13 protein-coding genes and 1 tRNA gene are annotated in these 15,482 nt (G+C 69.4%); 3 read left to right on the forward strand and 11 right to left on the reverse strand.

The genetic code is table 11. The annotated features are described in order from the left end of the window. Positions 1-513 precede the first annotated feature (513 nt). From KF837_42670 to KF837_42710, 9 genes are all read right to left on the reverse strand, one after another. On the reverse strand, positions 514-1,299 hold the full coding sequence (locus tag KF837_42670) for a hypothetical protein (GenBank protein ID MBX3234074.1): 786 nt from the start codon (positions 1,297-1,299) through the stop codon (positions 514-516). 51 nt (positions 1,300-1,350) lie between these two features. After that, positions 1,351-2,886 (reverse strand): serine/threonine protein kinase, encoded by a 1,536-nt coding sequence (locus tag KF837_42675; GenBank protein ID MBX3234075.1) that lies wholly within the window; start codon positions 2,884-2,886, stop codon positions 1,351-1,353. Positions 2,887-2,895: 9 nt separating this feature from the next. After that, positions 2,896-4,713, reverse strand: a complete 1,818-nt coding sequence (locus KF837_42680) for a hypothetical protein (protein ID MBX3234076.1) — start codon at positions 4,711-4,713, stop codon at positions 2,896-2,898. Between the two features lies 1 nt (position 4,714). After that, positions 4,715-5,710 (reverse strand): hypothetical protein, encoded by a 996-nt coding sequence (locus KF837_42685; protein ID MBX3234077.1) that lies wholly within the window; start codon positions 5,708-5,710, stop codon positions 4,715-4,717. Positions 5,711-5,903: 193 nt separating this feature from the next. Further along, positions 5,904-6,473 carry a peroxiredoxin gene (locus tag KF837_42690; GenBank protein MBX3234078.1) on the reverse strand — a complete coding sequence of 190 codons (570 nt, stop codon included), beginning with the start codon at positions 6,471-6,473 and terminating at the stop codon, positions 5,904-5,906. 10 nt (positions 6,474-6,483) lie between these two features. Then, positions 6,484-7,020, reverse strand: coding sequence for a hypothetical protein (locus tag KF837_42695; GenBank protein ID MBX3234079.1), 537 nt, complete (start codon positions 7,018-7,020; stop codon positions 6,484-6,486). Next, positions 7,017-7,901 carry a hypothetical protein gene (locus KF837_42700; GenBank protein MBX3234080.1) on the reverse strand — a complete coding sequence of 295 codons (885 nt, stop codon included), beginning with the start codon at positions 7,899-7,901 and terminating at the stop codon, positions 7,017-7,019. The genes KF837_42695 and KF837_42700 overlap by 4 nt, the downstream gene beginning before the upstream one ends. Positions 7,902-7,909: 8 nt before the next feature. Further along, positions 7,910-7,983 (reverse strand) — tRNA-Arg (locus tag KF837_42705). A gap of 35 nt (positions 7,984-8,018) precedes the next feature. Then, the gene (locus tag KF837_42710) at positions 8,019-9,011 is read right to left on the reverse strand and encodes a serine/threonine protein kinase (protein ID MBX3234081.1); all 993 of its coding nucleotides are present in this window, start codon (positions 9,009-9,011) and stop codon (positions 8,019-8,021) included. An 88-nt stretch (positions 9,012-9,099) separates the two neighbouring features. Here KF837_42710 and KF837_42715 point away from each other — a divergent pair, with 88 nt between their 5' ends. The 3 genes from KF837_42715 (at position 9,100) to KF837_42725 (ending at position 13,371) form a co-directional block, all read left to right on the forward strand. After that, complete coding sequence (locus KF837_42715) at positions 9,100-10,707, forward strand: GMC family oxidoreductase (protein MBX3234082.1); 1,608 nt, start codon at positions 9,100-9,102, stop codon at positions 10,705-10,707. 173 nt (positions 10,708-10,880) lie between these two features. Then, a complete protein-coding gene (locus KF837_42720; GenBank protein ID MBX3234083.1) occupies positions 10,881-11,636 on the forward strand; it encodes a hypothetical protein in 756 nt (251 codons plus the stop codon). Between the two features lie 34 nt (positions 11,637-11,670). After that, a complete protein-coding gene (locus KF837_42725) occupies positions 11,671-13,371 on the forward strand; it encodes a serine/threonine protein phosphatase (GenBank protein MBX3234084.1) in 1,701 nt (566 codons plus the stop codon). On the opposite strand, the gene KF837_42730 is transcribed toward KF837_42725, so the two are convergent. Beyond that, positions 13,368-14,426, reverse strand: a complete 1,059-nt coding sequence (locus KF837_42730; GenBank protein MBX3234085.1) for a hypothetical protein — start codon at positions 14,424-14,426, stop codon at positions 13,368-13,370. The genes KF837_42725 and KF837_42730 overlap by 4 nt on opposite strands. Then, positions 14,423-15,469 carry a hypothetical protein gene (locus KF837_42735; protein MBX3234086.1) on the reverse strand — a complete coding sequence of 349 codons (1,047 nt, stop codon included), beginning with the start codon at positions 15,467-15,469 and terminating at the stop codon, positions 14,423-14,425. Before KF837_42735 ends, KF837_42730 begins: the two co-directional genes overlap by 4 nt. Between the last annotated feature and the right edge of the window lie 13 nt (positions 15,470-15,482).

The raw sequence follows: 15,482 nt of genomic DNA on the forward strand, positions 1-15,482 counted from the left end.
CCGCGGAGCTTGATAATGTGGAGCACCGCGAGCAGAAAGAAAACAATCGTTGGCAGCCCGAAGACCGCCAAACTGTATAGGATCGATGCATCGTTGATCGACGCCGCCGTCGAGCTCATTCTCGACGGGAACCTGCAAAGGGGGACATGAAACGGCACGGCAACCTTGACAAATGCTTACCCTGTCCACACTCATGCGCAATCCCCGCAGGCATACCGCCGAACCGCACTCCAGACACCGAGAAATGCAACGCTCAACTTCCAAATCTTGAATTGATTGGGAATCCGAAAACGATTTGCAGGGGTAGAGAAACTGTATGGTGTAAATTCAACCAAGACACTGCACCATAGAACGTTGCCAGTCTCGGGCCAAATCCGCGTGATCTAGCGATATATTGAGCTATGCGTCCACATTCATCTGTGTTTTCATCGTCTGGCGCGCGCGTCCCTTGTGTTTTAAAGCGTCTAGGTTTCCTCGTCGGTTCTGCACGAGCCAAAGTGGACCCAGGCTCTCTCACCCCCCGAACCAGGCCATGTCCACGGCTGGCCCCGGCGGGGGCCGCGGGAAGGCGCCCATCGACGGGCTGAGGACCACGCATGAGGCAGAGGAGGACGATCTCAGCGACAGAGAGAGCTCCTTCTTCTCCCCGATCCGGATTCTCGGCGAGACGGACGTGAAGGCGGACAAGAAGGGCCGCGCGGGGGCGGCGGCTGCGGCGGCGGCGGCGGGGTCGGGGGTGAGGTCGGTGGTGATGCGGGGGCGGGCGCGGGCTTCTTCGATTGCCGCTGCGGTTGCGGCGGCGTTTTCGGCGCCGATGAGGACGTGCTTGCGCGTGGGGCCGTCGCGGTAGACGAGCTCGAGGCAGGGGCCGTTGCGCGGGACGTAGGCGCGCTTGCCGCCCTTGCCGATGCGAATGCCCCAGCCGCCGAACTCGGTCCAGTCGTAGTCGACGACGCGCACGGACTCGATCGCGTCGAGCGCGATCGTGGGGCCCCAGAGGCCGTACTTCACGTGCACCGCCTTCTTCGTCACCACCGTGCGGAGCACGCCGAACACCACGCCCATGCCCATCATCAACACGCCGAGCGCGCAGAAGAACGCGACGAAGAACGGCAGCGCCGGCGCCGGGAGCGGCCGCTCCGACGAGCCGTTCACGAGCGCGACGAGGATGGCGACCGCGAACGGGAGGAGCCCCGAACCCGCGAGGAGCGCCGCCATCCCGCGGCTCACGACCTTGTCGCGCCGCACGATCGGCGCGCCGTCGTGCATCTCCGCCGCTTCGAACGCGTCGCCCGCCACGCCGGTAGCGTAGCGGAAGACCGGAAGACGAGAGCGCCTCGCGTAGCGCGATCAGTAGCCGAAGTCGGCCGTGTTGGACGGCTTCGCCGAAGCGGCGGGCTTCGGCTTGGGCTTGCCGGCCGGCGCGACGAAGACGGGCCGCGGCGCCGGCTTCGCCGCGGAAGCAGAGGCCGACGCGGACGCCGCCGCCGACGGAGAAGGCTCGACCGCGACCGGCGTGACCGGAGGCGGCTCCGGCGGCGCTTCGGGCGGTGGCGCTTCGGGAGGCGGAGACGACGCGAGCTGAGCGGCGGGCACGTCGGGCGGCGGCTTCGTGCGCGTCGCGACGACGACGATCATCACGACGCCGAGCGCGCCAACGCCGACCGCGAGCGCCCAGAGCCAGCGGAGGCGCGAAGGCGCGGGGAGGTTCGGCCCCGTGACCTGAGAGAGCTGCGAGATCTGCGAGCTCTCGACCGCGCCCGGCGTCACCTGCTGGCTTTGGCTGCGGCTGTCCGAGGTCGGCAGGCCGCTCTCCGACATCGGGCCGGCCGAGTGATCGCGCGACGAGAGCGGCGCCGGGAAGATGTCGCCGAGCGCGGTGCGATCGGCCGCGGCCTTCAGCGCGATGTCGATCGCGGCGCGACGCTTCGCGAGGCGCTCCTTGAGGTGGATCTCGATGAACTCCGCGATCTGCGCGCCGTCCGCCGCGAGGCCGACGTCGTTCAGCGCGGCGTGCATCTCGAGCGCGGTCTTGTAGCGCGCGCTCGGCTGCAGGCTCAGCGCGCGCATGACGACGTTCTTGACCGCGGTCGGGATCGTGTCGGGGAGCGGCTGCGGCGGCGCGCCGGTCGCGAGGCGGTGAATGGTCGCGATCTCGTTCTCCGCCTCGAAGGGCGCGCGCCCGGAGAGGAAGCGGTAGAGGACGGCGCCGAGCGCGAAGACGTCGCTCCGGCGATCGACCGCGCGGCCGAGCGCTTGCTCGGGCGCCATGTACTTCACCTTCCCCTTGAGCGTGCCGTCGGTCGTGTCGCCCGCGGCGCGGTCGCGCGCCTTCGCGATGCCGAAGTCGATGAGCTTCGTCACCCCGTTCGAGGTGATGAGCATGTTCTGCGGGGAGATGTCGCGATGGACGACACCGAGCTCCTGCCCGTCCGGCCCGCGCAGCTCGTGGGCCGCGTGCGCGGCGGAGCACATGTCGATGATGATGCGGAGCGCGATCGGGATCGGGATCTGCGTCTTCGTCTTGTCGAGCGCGCGGAGGAGGGTGGAGACGGGCTCGCCGTCGATCCACTCCATGACGATGTAGAGGATCTCGCCTTGCTCGCCGAGCTCGATGATCTTCGCGACGTTGTCGTGATCGATCGCCGACGCGATCCGCGCCTCGTCGAGGAGCATCTCCTGGAACGACACGTCGCCGTTGAGGCGCGGCACCTTGATCGCGACGAGCTTCTCGAAGCCGCGCTTGCCGCGCAGTCGCCCCAGCCACACCGCGCCGAAGCCGCCCTGCGCGACCGGCGCGAGCAGCTCGTAGCGGTCCAGCCAATAGCCCGGGACGAGCTGCGTCTCGGACGATTGGGGGGCCGAATTGGGGATCGGGGCGTTCATCGAGGTCGCTCAGTTCGTCACCAACACGTCGTCGATCCACCAGCCTTGCTCGGCATAGCCGTTGTCGCTCGCGTAGCGCCAGCGGAGCTGCAAGCTCTTGTTCGCCGCCGCGGCGGGCAGGTTCGCCTGCGTCGTCACGGTGCCGGAGCCGTGCCACGCCGGCCGTCCCGCGAGCGTGCTGTCGTTGTCTTCCTCCAGCGTGCCGTTGTAGCCGCCGGCCGTGAACGAGCCGCCGGCGTCGATGATGTCCTGCCACGGGCCGTCCGCGATCTTGATCTCGAGGATCCCTCCGTCGTAGTCCCACTCGGTGCGGTAGCGGTTCCAAAACGAGAGCTTCGCGGTCGTCGATGAAACGGTGAACACCGGGGAAACGAGCACGTAGTCGCGCCGGCTCTCCGTGGAGTTGATGAACGCCGAGTTCGGCGCGCTGGCCCGCTGGTTGCTGGACGGCGCGACGACCGTCCACGGCGAGTTGCCGAAGAGGAGCGACGCCGTCGTCCAGCCCGGCGGCAGCGTGGGCGCGGTCACGCCGTCGAAGTTCTCGGAGAGCGGCTGCGTCTCGGCGCAGCTCACGACCACGCTCGTCACGTTCGCGGACTGGACCGTGCCGGTGCCGGTGCCGGTCGCGACCGAGCATGTCTGGCCGGTCGGCTGCGTGAAGACGGTGACCGCGTAGGTGGCGCCGCTCGCGATCGCGTTGCTGAACGAGAAGGACCCGTTCGTGGTGATGGAGCGGTTGTTGCCGCCGTTGTTGCGAAGGACGAGGCCCGTCCCGGTGAGCCCGTTCACCGTCCCGCCGACCGTGTACTGGGTCGTCGTGCAGTTGATCTGCACGCTCGTGACGTTCGCGCCGTTGACGGTGCCCGAGCCGGTGCCGGTCGCGACGGCGCAGGTCTGCGTCGCGGGCGGGTACGCCGGCTGCGTCTTGACCGTGACGTTGTAGTTGGTGCCGTTCGTGATCGGCGGGAACGCGAAGGCGCCGTTCGAGCTGATCGTCCGGTCGACGCCGTGGCTCGTGATGACCACGCTCCCGGCGAGGCCGCTCACCGAGCCGCCGACCGTGAACGTGCCGGGCGTGCAGTTGACGACCACGCTGTCGACCGCGGACGTCACGACCTGGCCGGACCCGCCCGAGATCGTGCAGTTGTTGCCGCCGCCGGGCTGCGTCTTGACGAGGACGTTGAAGTTGCCCCCGCTCGGAACGTCGTTCGCGAACGTCGACGTCCCGTTCTGCGTGATCGTGAGGTCGTTGCCGCCGTTGTTGGTCAGCACGACCGTGCGGCCGGTCTCGAGGCCGGTGACGTTGACGCTCACGGGGTAGGCGTTCGTCGTGCACGTGACCGCGACGTCGGTGACGTCGACGCCCTTCGCGGTGCCGGTCCCCCTCTCGACCGTGCAGGTCTGCGTCGGGCCTTCGGGCTGACTCTTCACCGTGACGTCGTAGGGCTGGTTCGGAGCGAGCTGCGTCTCGAACTCGAACGCGCCGCCGGTCGTGATCGAGAGGTCGTCGCCGCCGTTGTTCTGCAACACGAGCCCGGCGCCGACGAGCCCGACGACGGTGCCCTTGATCGACGCGGGGGCGGTGATCGGCGGCGGGCCGTCGTCGGACGCGTCGCGCTCCTTGCCCGACCCCGAGTCGCCGCTCGAGGACGAGGAGGAAGACGTCGACGACGTCGAGCTCGTGCTCGAGCTCGTGCTCGAGCCGTCGACCCCCGCTTCCGGGCCGGCGAGGTCGTCGAAGTAGGCGCGGTCGACGGTGCCGCGGCAGCCCGCGACCACGGCGACGGCGACGAGGAGGGAGCCAGCGAAGGTCTTGAGCGACTTCATGTCAGAACCGTCCCGTCACGCCGGCGGAGCCGGCCGAAACCCACGGCGTCATCGTGAAGCCGGTGGCCGGCTTGGAGGGCGTCGAGGACCGGTTCAAGATCACGAGGAGCGCGCCGGCCGCGACGCCGGCGGCGCCGACGCCGTAGCCGATCCACGAGAGCGTCTGCGCCTGGTTCGCGCTCTTGTCGAGCTCCTCGATCTGGCCCTGGCGCGAGAGCGGGCAGCGGCCGTCGGGGCAGAGCCGATCGGCCTCGTCGCGATCGCCGTGGTTCTTGAGCAGGAACACGGTGCCGACCGCGATCCCGATCGCGCCGACGCCGAAGGCGATGAAGGGCGAGATCCGGCGCAGCGTCGAGGGCTCGTCGGTCGAGACCGGCGCGGGCTCGCTCGTCGTGCCCGGCTGATCGAGCGTGAGCGTCGCCGTCCCGGCGCCGCCCTCGACGAGGTCGACCTCCGCGTCGGCCGCCTTCCAGCCGTTCGCGATCGCGTGCAGCTTGTGGACGCCGGGATCGGCCGGCTGCGCGACGCCGATGAGGGCGCGCGGTACGTCGACGCCGTCCATCGTGACGGACGCGCCTTCCGCGCCGGGGCCCGCGAGGGTGATCGTGAGCTTCGGGATCCGCGGCTCGAGCTCGGCCTGCTCCGCGGCAGCGGAGGCCTGCGCGTCGACGAACGCCTTCGGCGCGGACGGCGCGAGCTCCTCGCGCGCGATCTTCACGTAGAGCTCCTTCGCGCGCACCAGCTTGCCGGTCTTCGCGCTCGCGCGCGCGATGTAGAGCAGGTGCGGCGGCGCGTGCACGAGCGCTTCGGCCCGCGTGAAGAGATCGATCGCCTGGTCGTATCGAGCGGCGTTGAACGCGGTCAGACCGTCCGTCGCGAAGCCGCGCGCGGCCGCACGCTGAGCGTCGTCCGCCTGCGCACGCGCAGACGGCGTCGTCACGACGACCATCGCGAGACACGCCCCCGCCACGAGCGCGCGAAGCCAAACTTTGCGCATCAGACGAAGAGTATCGAATCAACGAGATGCGGTCTCGATTCGCGCTAATTTTCCATGTGCGTAAAGGAGCGAGCGGAGCCCAGAACGCCGTCAGGGGCGTTCATCGGCGAGCAGCGGAGGATGCGCGCGTCTTCGCGCGCGTCCTACGGCTGCGAGCGGGGTGCAGGGGCCGCAGGCCCCTGCGTTGACGATTTCAGGCGCCGGCGGCGGTGAGGACCTCGGTGGCGTGGTCCTTGGGTGACACGTCGCGCCATACCTTCTTGATTTTGCCGTCCTTGCCGACGAGGAAGGTCCAGCGGGCGTGGAAGTTGTTCCGGACCGGGACGCCGAAGGCCTTGGCGATCGACTGATCGGCGTCGATCGCGAGGTCGAAGGGGAGCTTCTCCTTCTCGATGAAGGCCTTGTGCGAGGCGGCGTCCTGGGTCGAGACGCCGATGACGGTGATGTCCGCCTTCTTCAGGTCCTCCGCCTTGTCGCGGAAGTTCTGCGCCTCCACCGTGCAGCCGGGGGTCTCGTCCTTCGGGTAGAAGTACACGACGACGTTCTTGCCCTGGAGCGACGAGAGCTTGAGGCTCCGCCCATCCTGCAGCGGCATGTCGACCTCGGGCGCGGGATCGCCGACGTCGACGCCGGCCTTCTTCGGCGGCTCGCTCGGTACGACGGCGGAGACCGAGGCGGCGGGCTGCACCTTCGTCTCCTCCTTCGGCGTGCAGGCGAGGGCGGAGAGGAGCGCGCAGGACGAGGCGAGGGCGATGCGTTTCATGCGCGGCAGTCTAGCGCGCGAGCCGCTCGAGGAGGTGCTCACCTTCGGCCTGGTCCTTCACCTGCAACAGCGCGGTCGCGCGACCGTGGATGAGGTGATCGGGCACGCAGAACGCGCTCTTCTCGATCGACTCGGGCGGCGAGACCGGATCGTACGCGACGACGAAGAGCGCGCCCTTGTCGAAGCCGACGTGGAGGAACGTGCCGTGACCGCCGAAGTGGAGCGTCTCGGCCCCCGACGCGAGGAGGACGTGCGTGCCGCCCGCGCTCGAGCACTCCTCGATCTTCTCGGCGATGACCGCGACCGCGCGCTTCTTGCCGGCCCTGAGCGCGGCGACGACCTGCGCGCGGTCGACGTACCTCGGCTGCGCCTGTTCCCCGTCGAGGTACCAGCCGTGCGCGGCGCCGAACGGCACCGCCGAGGCGTCGAAGGAGTCCTCTGTCTTCGCGTCCGGGCTCGCTTTCGGGACCACGATGTCTCCTCCCTCCGGTCGCGACGACGACGGGTGGCACGCGGCGAGGAACAATATGCAAAATGCACGTTTCATCGACGCTGCTTCTTTCCGCGCTGGCGCATCCCCGGGACGATGCGCGTGGGATCGCGCGGCGGGGCCTTGCTGCCTTCCACGAGCGCCCTGACCTTCTTGATCTCCTCCGCGAACGGCTTCTTCATCGCGGCGTCCTCGAGGTTCGCGAGGATCGCCGCGCGGAGGTCGGGGATCTTCACGCCCTCGGACCATCGCGCGAGCAGGTCGAACACCGGGCGGCCGAAGCGCTTCGCGGCCGCGCGCGGCGCGATCGCGATCGCCTCGACGAGCGACTTGTGGCCGGGGTAACGCACGGCGGAGCGCGGCGCGTCGTGCGCGAGCACGAACGCGGCGTCGAGGAGCGCGAGCGGCGCGGCGTGCTCGGCGGGCGCGAAGGTCTCGAGCCAGCTCGGATCGGCGAGCGCGCGGAGGACCGCGGCGGCGTGGAAATAGCGGTCCATCCAGCCCTCGAGCGGCTCGGCGAGGGCGGTCCTCATCTTCGTGCCGAGCATCGCGAGCCCGAGCGGCACCGCGTCGCGAACGCGGAAGCGCACGTCGTCGGCGTGGGCCTCGAGGAGCTCGAGCGCGCGCTCCCGCACCGCGTCCTCCTTCGCGATCTGCGCGCGGGCCGCGACCGCGAGCACGCCGCACATCGCGAGGAACTCGCGCGCGGTGGCGCCGCGCCGCTCGTCGGGCGGATCGTTCGCCATCGCGTACGCGAGCCCGTCGCTCTCGGCGCCGAGGCCCGCGCACGCGTGCGCGAAGTCGAGCGCGAGCGGCAGGTTGGCGCGCGGCCCCGGCAGCCCGGAGCCGAGCTCGAGGCGACGGAAGAGATCGTCCTTCGCCTTCTTCGCAGAAGGTCGGGCGGCTTCCGCCACGAGGTCGGCGAGATCGGTCTTCACTGGTTCGGTAGCCCCTGCTGGATTCGAACCAGCGACCGAGTCATTAGAAATAACTTGCTCTATCCAGCTGAGCTAAGGGGCCAATTCGAGACCCGCGGAGGATAGCACCACCGGAAATCATCCGCGGAGCAGCTCCTCCCAGTGCGCCGGGAGCGTCGCGCGCGGCGCGACTTGGGCCCGCGTCGCCTGCGATACGCCGGCGAAAGACGCGCGGTAGAGCGGCGCGTTGGCGATCTCGTAGCCGGCCGCCATCGTGAGCGCGAGGTCCATCTCGCCGAGGTCCGGCCAGCGCGCGTCCGGGGCGCGGAGGAGCGCGGCGTGCACGACGCGCGCGACGGCGGGCGACACCCACGGCGCCTTGTCTTGCAGCGGCGGCACCGTCGCCTGCCCGACGAGGAACGCCATGAACGATCCCGGACGCGCGAAGGCGACCGCGCCGGTGAGCGCGTGATAGAGCACCATCCCGAGCGCGAACACGTCGGTGCGCGGATCGACGCGCTTCGCGTTCTCGGCCTGCTCCGGGCTCATGTAATGCGGCGTCCCGAGGAGCGCGCCGGAGCTCGTGAGCGAGTCGATCCCGGCCGCCTGCACCTTCGCGAGCCCGAAGTCGGTGACCTTCACGAGGACGATCCCGTTCTCCTCTTCGAGGAAGAGGTTCGTCGGCTTGATGTCGCGATGGATGATGCCGGCCGCGTGCCCGACCGCGACGCCGCGGCACGCTTGCACGACGATCGGGATCGCGACGCTGGGCTCGAGCACCTTCGCGCGGCCGAGCACCTGCCCGAGGTCCTCGCCGCGGAGACGCGGCATCACGAGGTACGGCGCGCCGCTCGCGTCGTCGACGCCTTGATCGAGGAGCGACACGACGTGTTTGTGCGGGGCGAGGCGCGCGGTGGTCTCGATCTCGCGGAGGAACCGCGCGCGCGTCTCCGCCGCGGCCGCGGGCGCGCCCGGCCCGACCAGCAGCGTCTTCACCGCGACGACGCGCCCCGACGGATCGGTCGCCTCGTAGACCGCGCCCATCCCGCCCGCGCCGAGCTTCGCGCCGAGCACGTATTTCCCCGCGAGCACGGTGCCGGGCGGGATCGAGGGAGCTTCGGGACGCGCCATCGCGACGGGGCACACTAGCGCTCTTTGGTCTCGAATTCTCCCCTCGCGAAGCGGGCGAAGTCGCTCTGGAAGTGATACGTCACGAAGCGTGACGGCGTTCGACGTCGACTACGCCATCGTCGGCTCCGGCTTCGGCGGGAGCGTGTCCGCGCTCCGCCTCGTCGAGAAGGGCTACTCGGTCACCGTCCTCGAGATGGGGAAGCGCTGGCGCGCGGAGGACTTCCCGGAGACGACGTGGAACGTCCGGAAGTACCTCTGGCGCCCGTGGCTCGGGATGTACGGGATGCTCCAGATGACGCTCGTGAAGGACGCGTTCTTCCTCCACGGCGCGGGCGTCGGCGGCGGCTCGCTCATCTACGCGAACACGATGCTCGTCCCGCCGGACGAGGCGTTCGAGGACCCGCGCTGGATCGGGCTCGACTGGAAGAAGGAGCTCGCGCCGCACTACGCCACCGCCAAGAAGATGCTCGGCGTGGTCGAGAGCCAGGTCGTCGTCGAGACGGACCGCATCCTCAAGGAGGTCGCGGAGGACATGGGCCGCGGCCACACCTGGAAGAAGGCCGACGTCGCGGTCTACTTCGGCGAGCCCGGCGTCACGGTGAAGGACCCGTTCTTCGGCGGCGAGGGGCCGGACCGCACCGGCTGCATCATGTGCGGCGGCTGCATGGTCGGCTGCCGCTTCGGCGCGAAGAACACGCTGGAGCAGAACTACTTGTATCTCGCAGAGAAGCGCGGCCTCACGATCGAGCCGGAGTCGCGCGTCCTCGACGTCGCGCCGCTCGAGGGCGGCGGCTACGCGCTCACGATCGAGTCCTCCACCGGGTGGCTCAAGCGGCGGCGCACGCTGCGCGCGCGCGGCGTCGTCGTGTCCGCCGGCTCCTACGGCACGGTGAACCTCTTGATGCGCTGCAAGGAGCGCGGCTCGCTCCCGCGCCTGTCGTCGCAGCTCGGTCGCTACCTCCGCACGAACAGCGAGGCGATCCTGAGCGTGCGCTCGGGCGAGAAGGACGTCGACTACTCGAAGGGGATCGCGATCACGAGCGGCGTCTTCGTCGACGACAAGACGCACATCGAGGTCGTCCGCTACTCCGCGGGCTCGGACGCGCTCGCGCCGCTCGCGACGGTGCTCACCGAAGGAGGCGGATGGCTCCCGCGTCCGATCCGCTGGCTCGGCACCATCCTCCGCCATCCGCTCCAGTTCCTCCGCACGATCGTGCCGTTCGGATGGGCGAAGAAATCCGCGATCCTCCTCGTCATGCAGCCGGTCGACAACCACCTCCGCTACGTGCTGCGGCGGCGGTGGTGGTGGCCGTTCTCGCAGAAGCTCGACAGCGCGCCGGGCGGCGGGGTCCCTTCGCCGACGTACATCCCGATCGCGAACCTCGTCGCGAAGAAGATGGCGAAGAAGATGAACGGCACCCCGCAGTCGGGGCTCCTCGAGGTGCTCCTCGGCAAGGCCTCCACCGCGCACATCCTCGGCGGCTGCCCGATCGGCGAGACGGCGGACGACGGCGTGGTCGATCCGAAGAGCCACGCGTTCGGCTACGAGGACCTCCTCGTCGTCGACGGCTCCATCATCCCGGCGAACCTCGGCGTGAACCCGAGCCTCACGATCACGGCGATGGCCGAGCACGCGATGACGTTCGTGCCGCCGCGCGCCGAGCGCCGCGAGGGCGCCTGGAATTTTCCCGAGTGAACCGAATCTGAAACGTATGCTGCCGAAACTGCTCATGATCGTCCTGATCAGGCGCGGGCCGGTGACATGGGTCGCCGCCCGGTGATCGCCGAGCTCCATCCTCGCGATCTCCCGCGTTTTTCGACGAAGCGCCGATGTAGGCTCATGGTCCACTGATTGCTGTTGGGGAGGTCATGGCCTCCTCGAAGCTCGCCACGCTGCTCGCCGTCGGATCCGTCGCCGCTCTCCTCGGCGCGTGCGCGGTCGAGACCCAAGACGAAGAAGAGATGGGGGAGACCGGCAGTCACCTCCTCGCCGGCACGCGCCTCACGCCGGCGCAGGTGGCCGGCGCGCTCCGCTCGGCGGGGTGGCCCGAGAACATGATCGGCAAGATGGTCTGCACCGCGAAGTACGAGTCGAGCTACTACTCGCGCGCGATCAACACGAAGAACAAGAACGGCTCGGTCGATCGCGGCCTCTTCCAGATCAACAGCATCCACCTGAACGGCGGCACGAAGGGCTGTCCGAAGGGAGCGGAGGCGCTCTTCGACGTCGACACGAACGCGAAGTGCGCGCTCGCGATCTACAAGTCGCAGGGGATCAAGGCCTGGTACGGCTACCGCTCGCACAAGAAGGAGTGCGACGCGACCAAGGCCCCGGGCAGCGCCGCGTTGCCGGAGGAGACGGAGGAGGAGGAGACGGAGACAGAGACGGGCGACGAGGAGACGCCGGAGAAGAAGGCGCCGGCGCCGGTCGTCGATCCCGAGGAGCCCGACAACGGCGGCGGCTGCTGGTCCGAGTCCCTCCAGGACATGAAGGACGGCCTCTCGTGCGTGCAGGGCAAGAGCAACAAGGTTTGGTTCCAGTGCAAGGACGGCAAGTGGTACCGCGGCGGCGACGACGTGAGCGGCCCCTACGGCGACTGCAACGGTTCTTTCCCCGCGAAGTGACCTGTCCGCGAGCAGGCGGTAGGATGCCGCCTCGATGATCACCTTCAGCGACGATCCGCAGCGCGCCGAGCAGGAGATGCATGCGGTCATCTTCTACCTCGTAACGTTCGGCTACATCGACGGCGACTTCGACGCGGCGGAGAAGAGCTTCGTCCGCCAGATCATCCGCAAGCTCATCGAGCACCGCGCCGAGACGGCGATGCCGGACGCGGCGCCGGAGGTGAAGTCGGAGATCATCGAGAAGTTCACGAAGCACTTCCACGAGGTGTTCGAGGGCATCGACGCGAACGTGCGCGAGCTCTTCACCGAGAGCGTCTCCTCCAACGAGGACCCGAAGGCGTTCGTGCACTCGAAGCTGAAGGTGCGGTGCTTCGAGATCTTCCAGAGCTTCGACACGAACGGCCAGACGCAGCTCATGGACCTCATCGACTCGCTGCTCCTCGCCGACGGCGTGGCGCACCCGGCCGAGGTCCAGTTCCGGAGCGAGCTCGCGCAGCTGCTCGAGGCCGACCTCGAGATGGAGCTCACCCCGGCCGACGATCCGAGCGAGTCGCAAACGCGCATCTCGGTCGGCAAGCCGGTGAACGCGGGCCAGTCGCAGGCCGATCACCCGTTCTTCAAGCCGTTCGAGTTCCACTTCTCCTCGAACCCCGACGCGCTCGGGCGGCAGGTCGGCGCCGACCGCGCGCTCCTCGATCAGGCGCTCGCGACGCTCGAGGAGCAGCGGCGGAAGGGGAGCGGCCGCCTCACGGGGAAGAAGTCGCTCGCCGACGTCGCGCCCGGCGAGGCGTTCCTCGACGGCCACACCTACGTGCGGAAGCCGAAGCCCGGCCACCGCACGGAGCTCACCGTCCTCGGCGATCTCCACGGCTGCTACAGCATCCTGAAGGCGACCGTGCTCCAGAGCCGCTTCTTCGAGCGCGTCGACGCGTACCGCAAGAACCCTGGCGTCGAGCCTTATCCGCTCCTCGTCCTCCTCGGCGACTACATCGATCGCGGCCGCTTCAGCCTCAACGGCGTGCTCCGCACGGTGCTGCAGCTCTTCGTGACCGCGCCCGATCACGTGATCATGCTGCGCGGCAACCACGAGTACTACGTCGAGGTGAACGGCACGATGTACGGCGGCGTGAAGCCGGCGGAGGCGATCAACTCGCTGAAGCCGCACCTCCCCGTCGACGTGTTCCGGCACTACCGCACGCTCTTCGAGGCGATGCCGAACGTCTTCTTGTTCGATCGCTTCATGTTCGTCCACGGCGGCATCCCGAAGGACCGCGCGATCAAGGAGAAGTGGAAGGACCTCTCCTCCCTCAACGACGGCGACCTCCGCTTCCAGATGATGTGGAGCGATCCCTCGACCGCGGACGTCATCCCCGCCGACCTCCAGGACCAGGCCGCGCGCTTCGCGTTCGGCCGGATGCAGTTCCGCGCCTTCATGCAGCGCGTCGGGGCGAACACGATGATGCGCGGCCACGAGAAGATCATCGACGGCTTCCACGCGGTCTACGACGACGAGCTCGGCCGCCTCCTCACGCTCTTCTCCGCCGGCGGCAAGGACAACAACGACCTCCCCGCCGAGTCGGCGTACCGCGACGTCACGCCGATGGCCTGCACGATCACGCACGACGGCCAGACCGCGAACGTCGTCCCGTGGAGCCCGGACTGGCGCAGCTACAACGATCCCGAGCGCAACGCCTTCTTCAAGGTCGCGCCCGAGATCGAGCACGGCCGCGCCTAGCGGCGGACCATGTGGATCGCCTTCGGCGTGCCCCAGAGGAAGCGGGTCGCGTCGACGGTGAAGAAGAGCGGGGCGCCCTCGCTCGCGCGGCGGAGGAAGGCCGGCTCGGCGTAGCCGCCGCCGAGGTCCATCCGCGCCATGTGCTCGCCTTCGTCGAAGTAGATCCGCGCGCCGTCGATCGCGAAGATGGTGGCGCCGGGCTCGACGGTGAGCGTCTTCGCGTCGCCGCCGGAGAGCGACTGCGACCACACGTGTTTGGCCTCGACGTAGAACACCGTGCCCTCGTGGACGGCGAGGTGCGCGACGCCTCCGCCGTGCATGGTCTGCGTCTCGCCGCCTTCGAGCGGGCGGCGGCGAAGACCGGCCTCGTCGATCCAGAGGAGGTCGGCGCCCGCGACGAGCACCTCCTTCGGGGCGCCGTCCGTCTTCGCGATCTCCGTCGTCACCTCTCCGTCGAGGCGCGCGATCGCCTTCGCGTCGCGGTCGGCGACGTAGAGCACGTCGCCGGCGGCGGCGAGCGCGATCGGGGCCATGAGCTCACCGACGCCGAGGCGGTCGGCGCGAAGCCCGAGCCGGATCGTGCCGTCCGCGTCCTTCGTGACCGACAGGCGGAGCACGCTCCCGCCTTCGAGCGTGACGTAGAGGCTCGCGCCGCTCCGCGCCATCCCGCACGCGGTCACCGGATCGGCCGGGAGCGAGAAGCGCTCGGTCACGATCGCCGGCCCCGCCGCCGTGCGGTGCGCCTCGATCTTGCCCTCCGCGGTCATCCAGTACGCCGCGTCGGGATCGGTCGCGAAGCAGCGCACGTTCGCGCGCGCGATCTCCTCGACCAACGTCCAGTCGTTCGCGGTCTGGGTCGTGTCCTTCTTCTTCCTCGTCTCCTCGCACGTGGCGACGTCTTCGTCATCGGGGAGGCAGTAGCCGGTGCTCTCGCAGCAGAAGTAGCCGGCCACGCAAGGACAGGTGCGGCCCTCGAGCGACAGCTGCGGGCTGCACGCGGCGTGCAGAGAGACGGCGCTCGCGACGAGCGCGAAGGCGCCACGCGCGCGGATCACGGCGGCACCGCCCGCGTGAAGATCGAGCGCGCTCGCGTCCACACGAGGCGCCGCGGCTGCGCGAACAGCTTCACGTCGCCCCGCGCGCCGGTGTCGCTCTCGAAGGTGAACAGGTGACGCGTACCGTCGACGGCGACGACGCTCATGCCGCCGCCCGCGGCGAGGTAGAGGCTCGCGCCGTCGGTCGCGAACGCGGTGGTGGCGCCGGTGCGCACCGCGATCGGGAGGCCGCCCTCGGTCGACACCGTGCGGACGACGTCGCCGTCGAAGAAGTAGAGCGCGCCGCCGATGCGCTCGAGCACGTGCTCCGCGCGCGCGAGCGTCGTGACCTCGCCGCCGGTCTTGGCGACCTTGCGCGCGCGGCTCGTCCCGTCCTCTGCCTTGAAGCTGAGCCAGTAGACCGTGTCGTCGTCGAGGCGGAGGCTCGCGGCCCGGGTCCCTTCCGTCGCCAGCGTCTCGGTCGCCGGCGGCCCGCCCGCGTCGGCGCCCGCGGCCGATCGCGCGAACCGCTTCACGACGCCGGCGTCGTGCTCCGCGACGTAGACGTGGGTCGCGTCGATCGCGACCGACGTCGGCGCGTCGAAGCCCGTGACCGTGTCGTGGCTCGCGCCGAACGAGACGGTGCGGTCCACGTTCTTCACCACCGTGAGGCGATGCAGCGCGCCTTCCTTCAGCGAGGTGACCCACAGCTCGTCGCCGTCGCGCACGAGCTCGCACGGGCCCTCGCCGAGATCGGCGCGCACGCCGTCCGGCGGGGTCGCCGGCCGCGGCCCCGTGCTCGGGACGTCCGTCGTCTGGAGCGCGGCGATCCGTCCTTCGCGCGTGACCCAGTACACCGCGTCGTCGTCGACCGTCATGCACGCGACGTCCTCCGCGCTCGCGAGCGTGATGATGGCGGGATCGATCTCCACCACGCCCACGTCTCTCGGCGACTCGTCGCAGCACTTCGGCGTCTTGGTGCCTCCGTAGTCGTCATCGTCCAGGAAAGGTGCACCCTCGTCACGACAGCCGAGGAGCACAGCGGCGAGGAGGAGTCGCTTCATGCAGAGGAGGAAC

Origin of the sequence: Labilithrix sp., from assembly GCA_019637155.1 — a bacterium.
Taxonomy (GTDB): domain Bacteria; phylum Myxococcota_A; class Polyangia; order Polyangiales; family Polyangiaceae; genus Labilithrix.

Bases quoted from the DNA above. Each gene is read 5' to 3' on its own strand.
- KF837_42710 (MBX3234081.1), bottom strand. From the start codon at position 9,011: ATGGCGCGTCCCGAAGCTCCCTCGATCCCGCCCGGCACCGTGCTCGCG.
- KF837_42725 (MBX3234084.1), top strand. From the start codon at position 11,671: ATGATCACCTTCAGCGACGATCCGCAGCGCGCCGAGCAGGAGATGCAT.
- KF837_42685 (MBX3234077.1), bottom strand. From the start codon at position 5,710: ATGCGCAAAGTTTGGCTTCGCGCGCTCGTGGCGGGGGCGTGTCTCGCG.
- KF837_42735 (MBX3234086.1), bottom strand. From the start codon at position 15,469: ATGAAGCGACTCCTCCTCGCCGCTGTGCTCCTCGGCTGTCGTGACGAG.
- KF837_42720 (MBX3234083.1), top strand. From the start codon at position 10,881: ATGGCCTCCTCGAAGCTCGCCACGCTGCTCGCCGTCGGATCCGTCGCC.
- KF837_42680 (MBX3234076.1), bottom strand. From the start codon at position 4,713: ATGAAGTCGCTCAAGACCTTCGCTGGCTCCCTCCTCGTCGCCGTCGCC.
- KF837_42675 (MBX3234075.1), bottom strand. From the start codon at position 2,886: ATGAACGCCCCGATCCCCAATTCGGCCCCCCAATCGTCCGAGACGCAG.
- KF837_42690 (MBX3234078.1), bottom strand. From the start codon at position 6,473: ATGAAACGCATCGCCCTCGCCTCGTCCTGCGCGCTCCTCTCCGCCCTC.
- KF837_42695 (MBX3234079.1), bottom strand. From the start codon at position 7,020: ATGAAACGTGCATTTTGCATATTGTTCCTCGCCGCGTGCCACCCGTCG.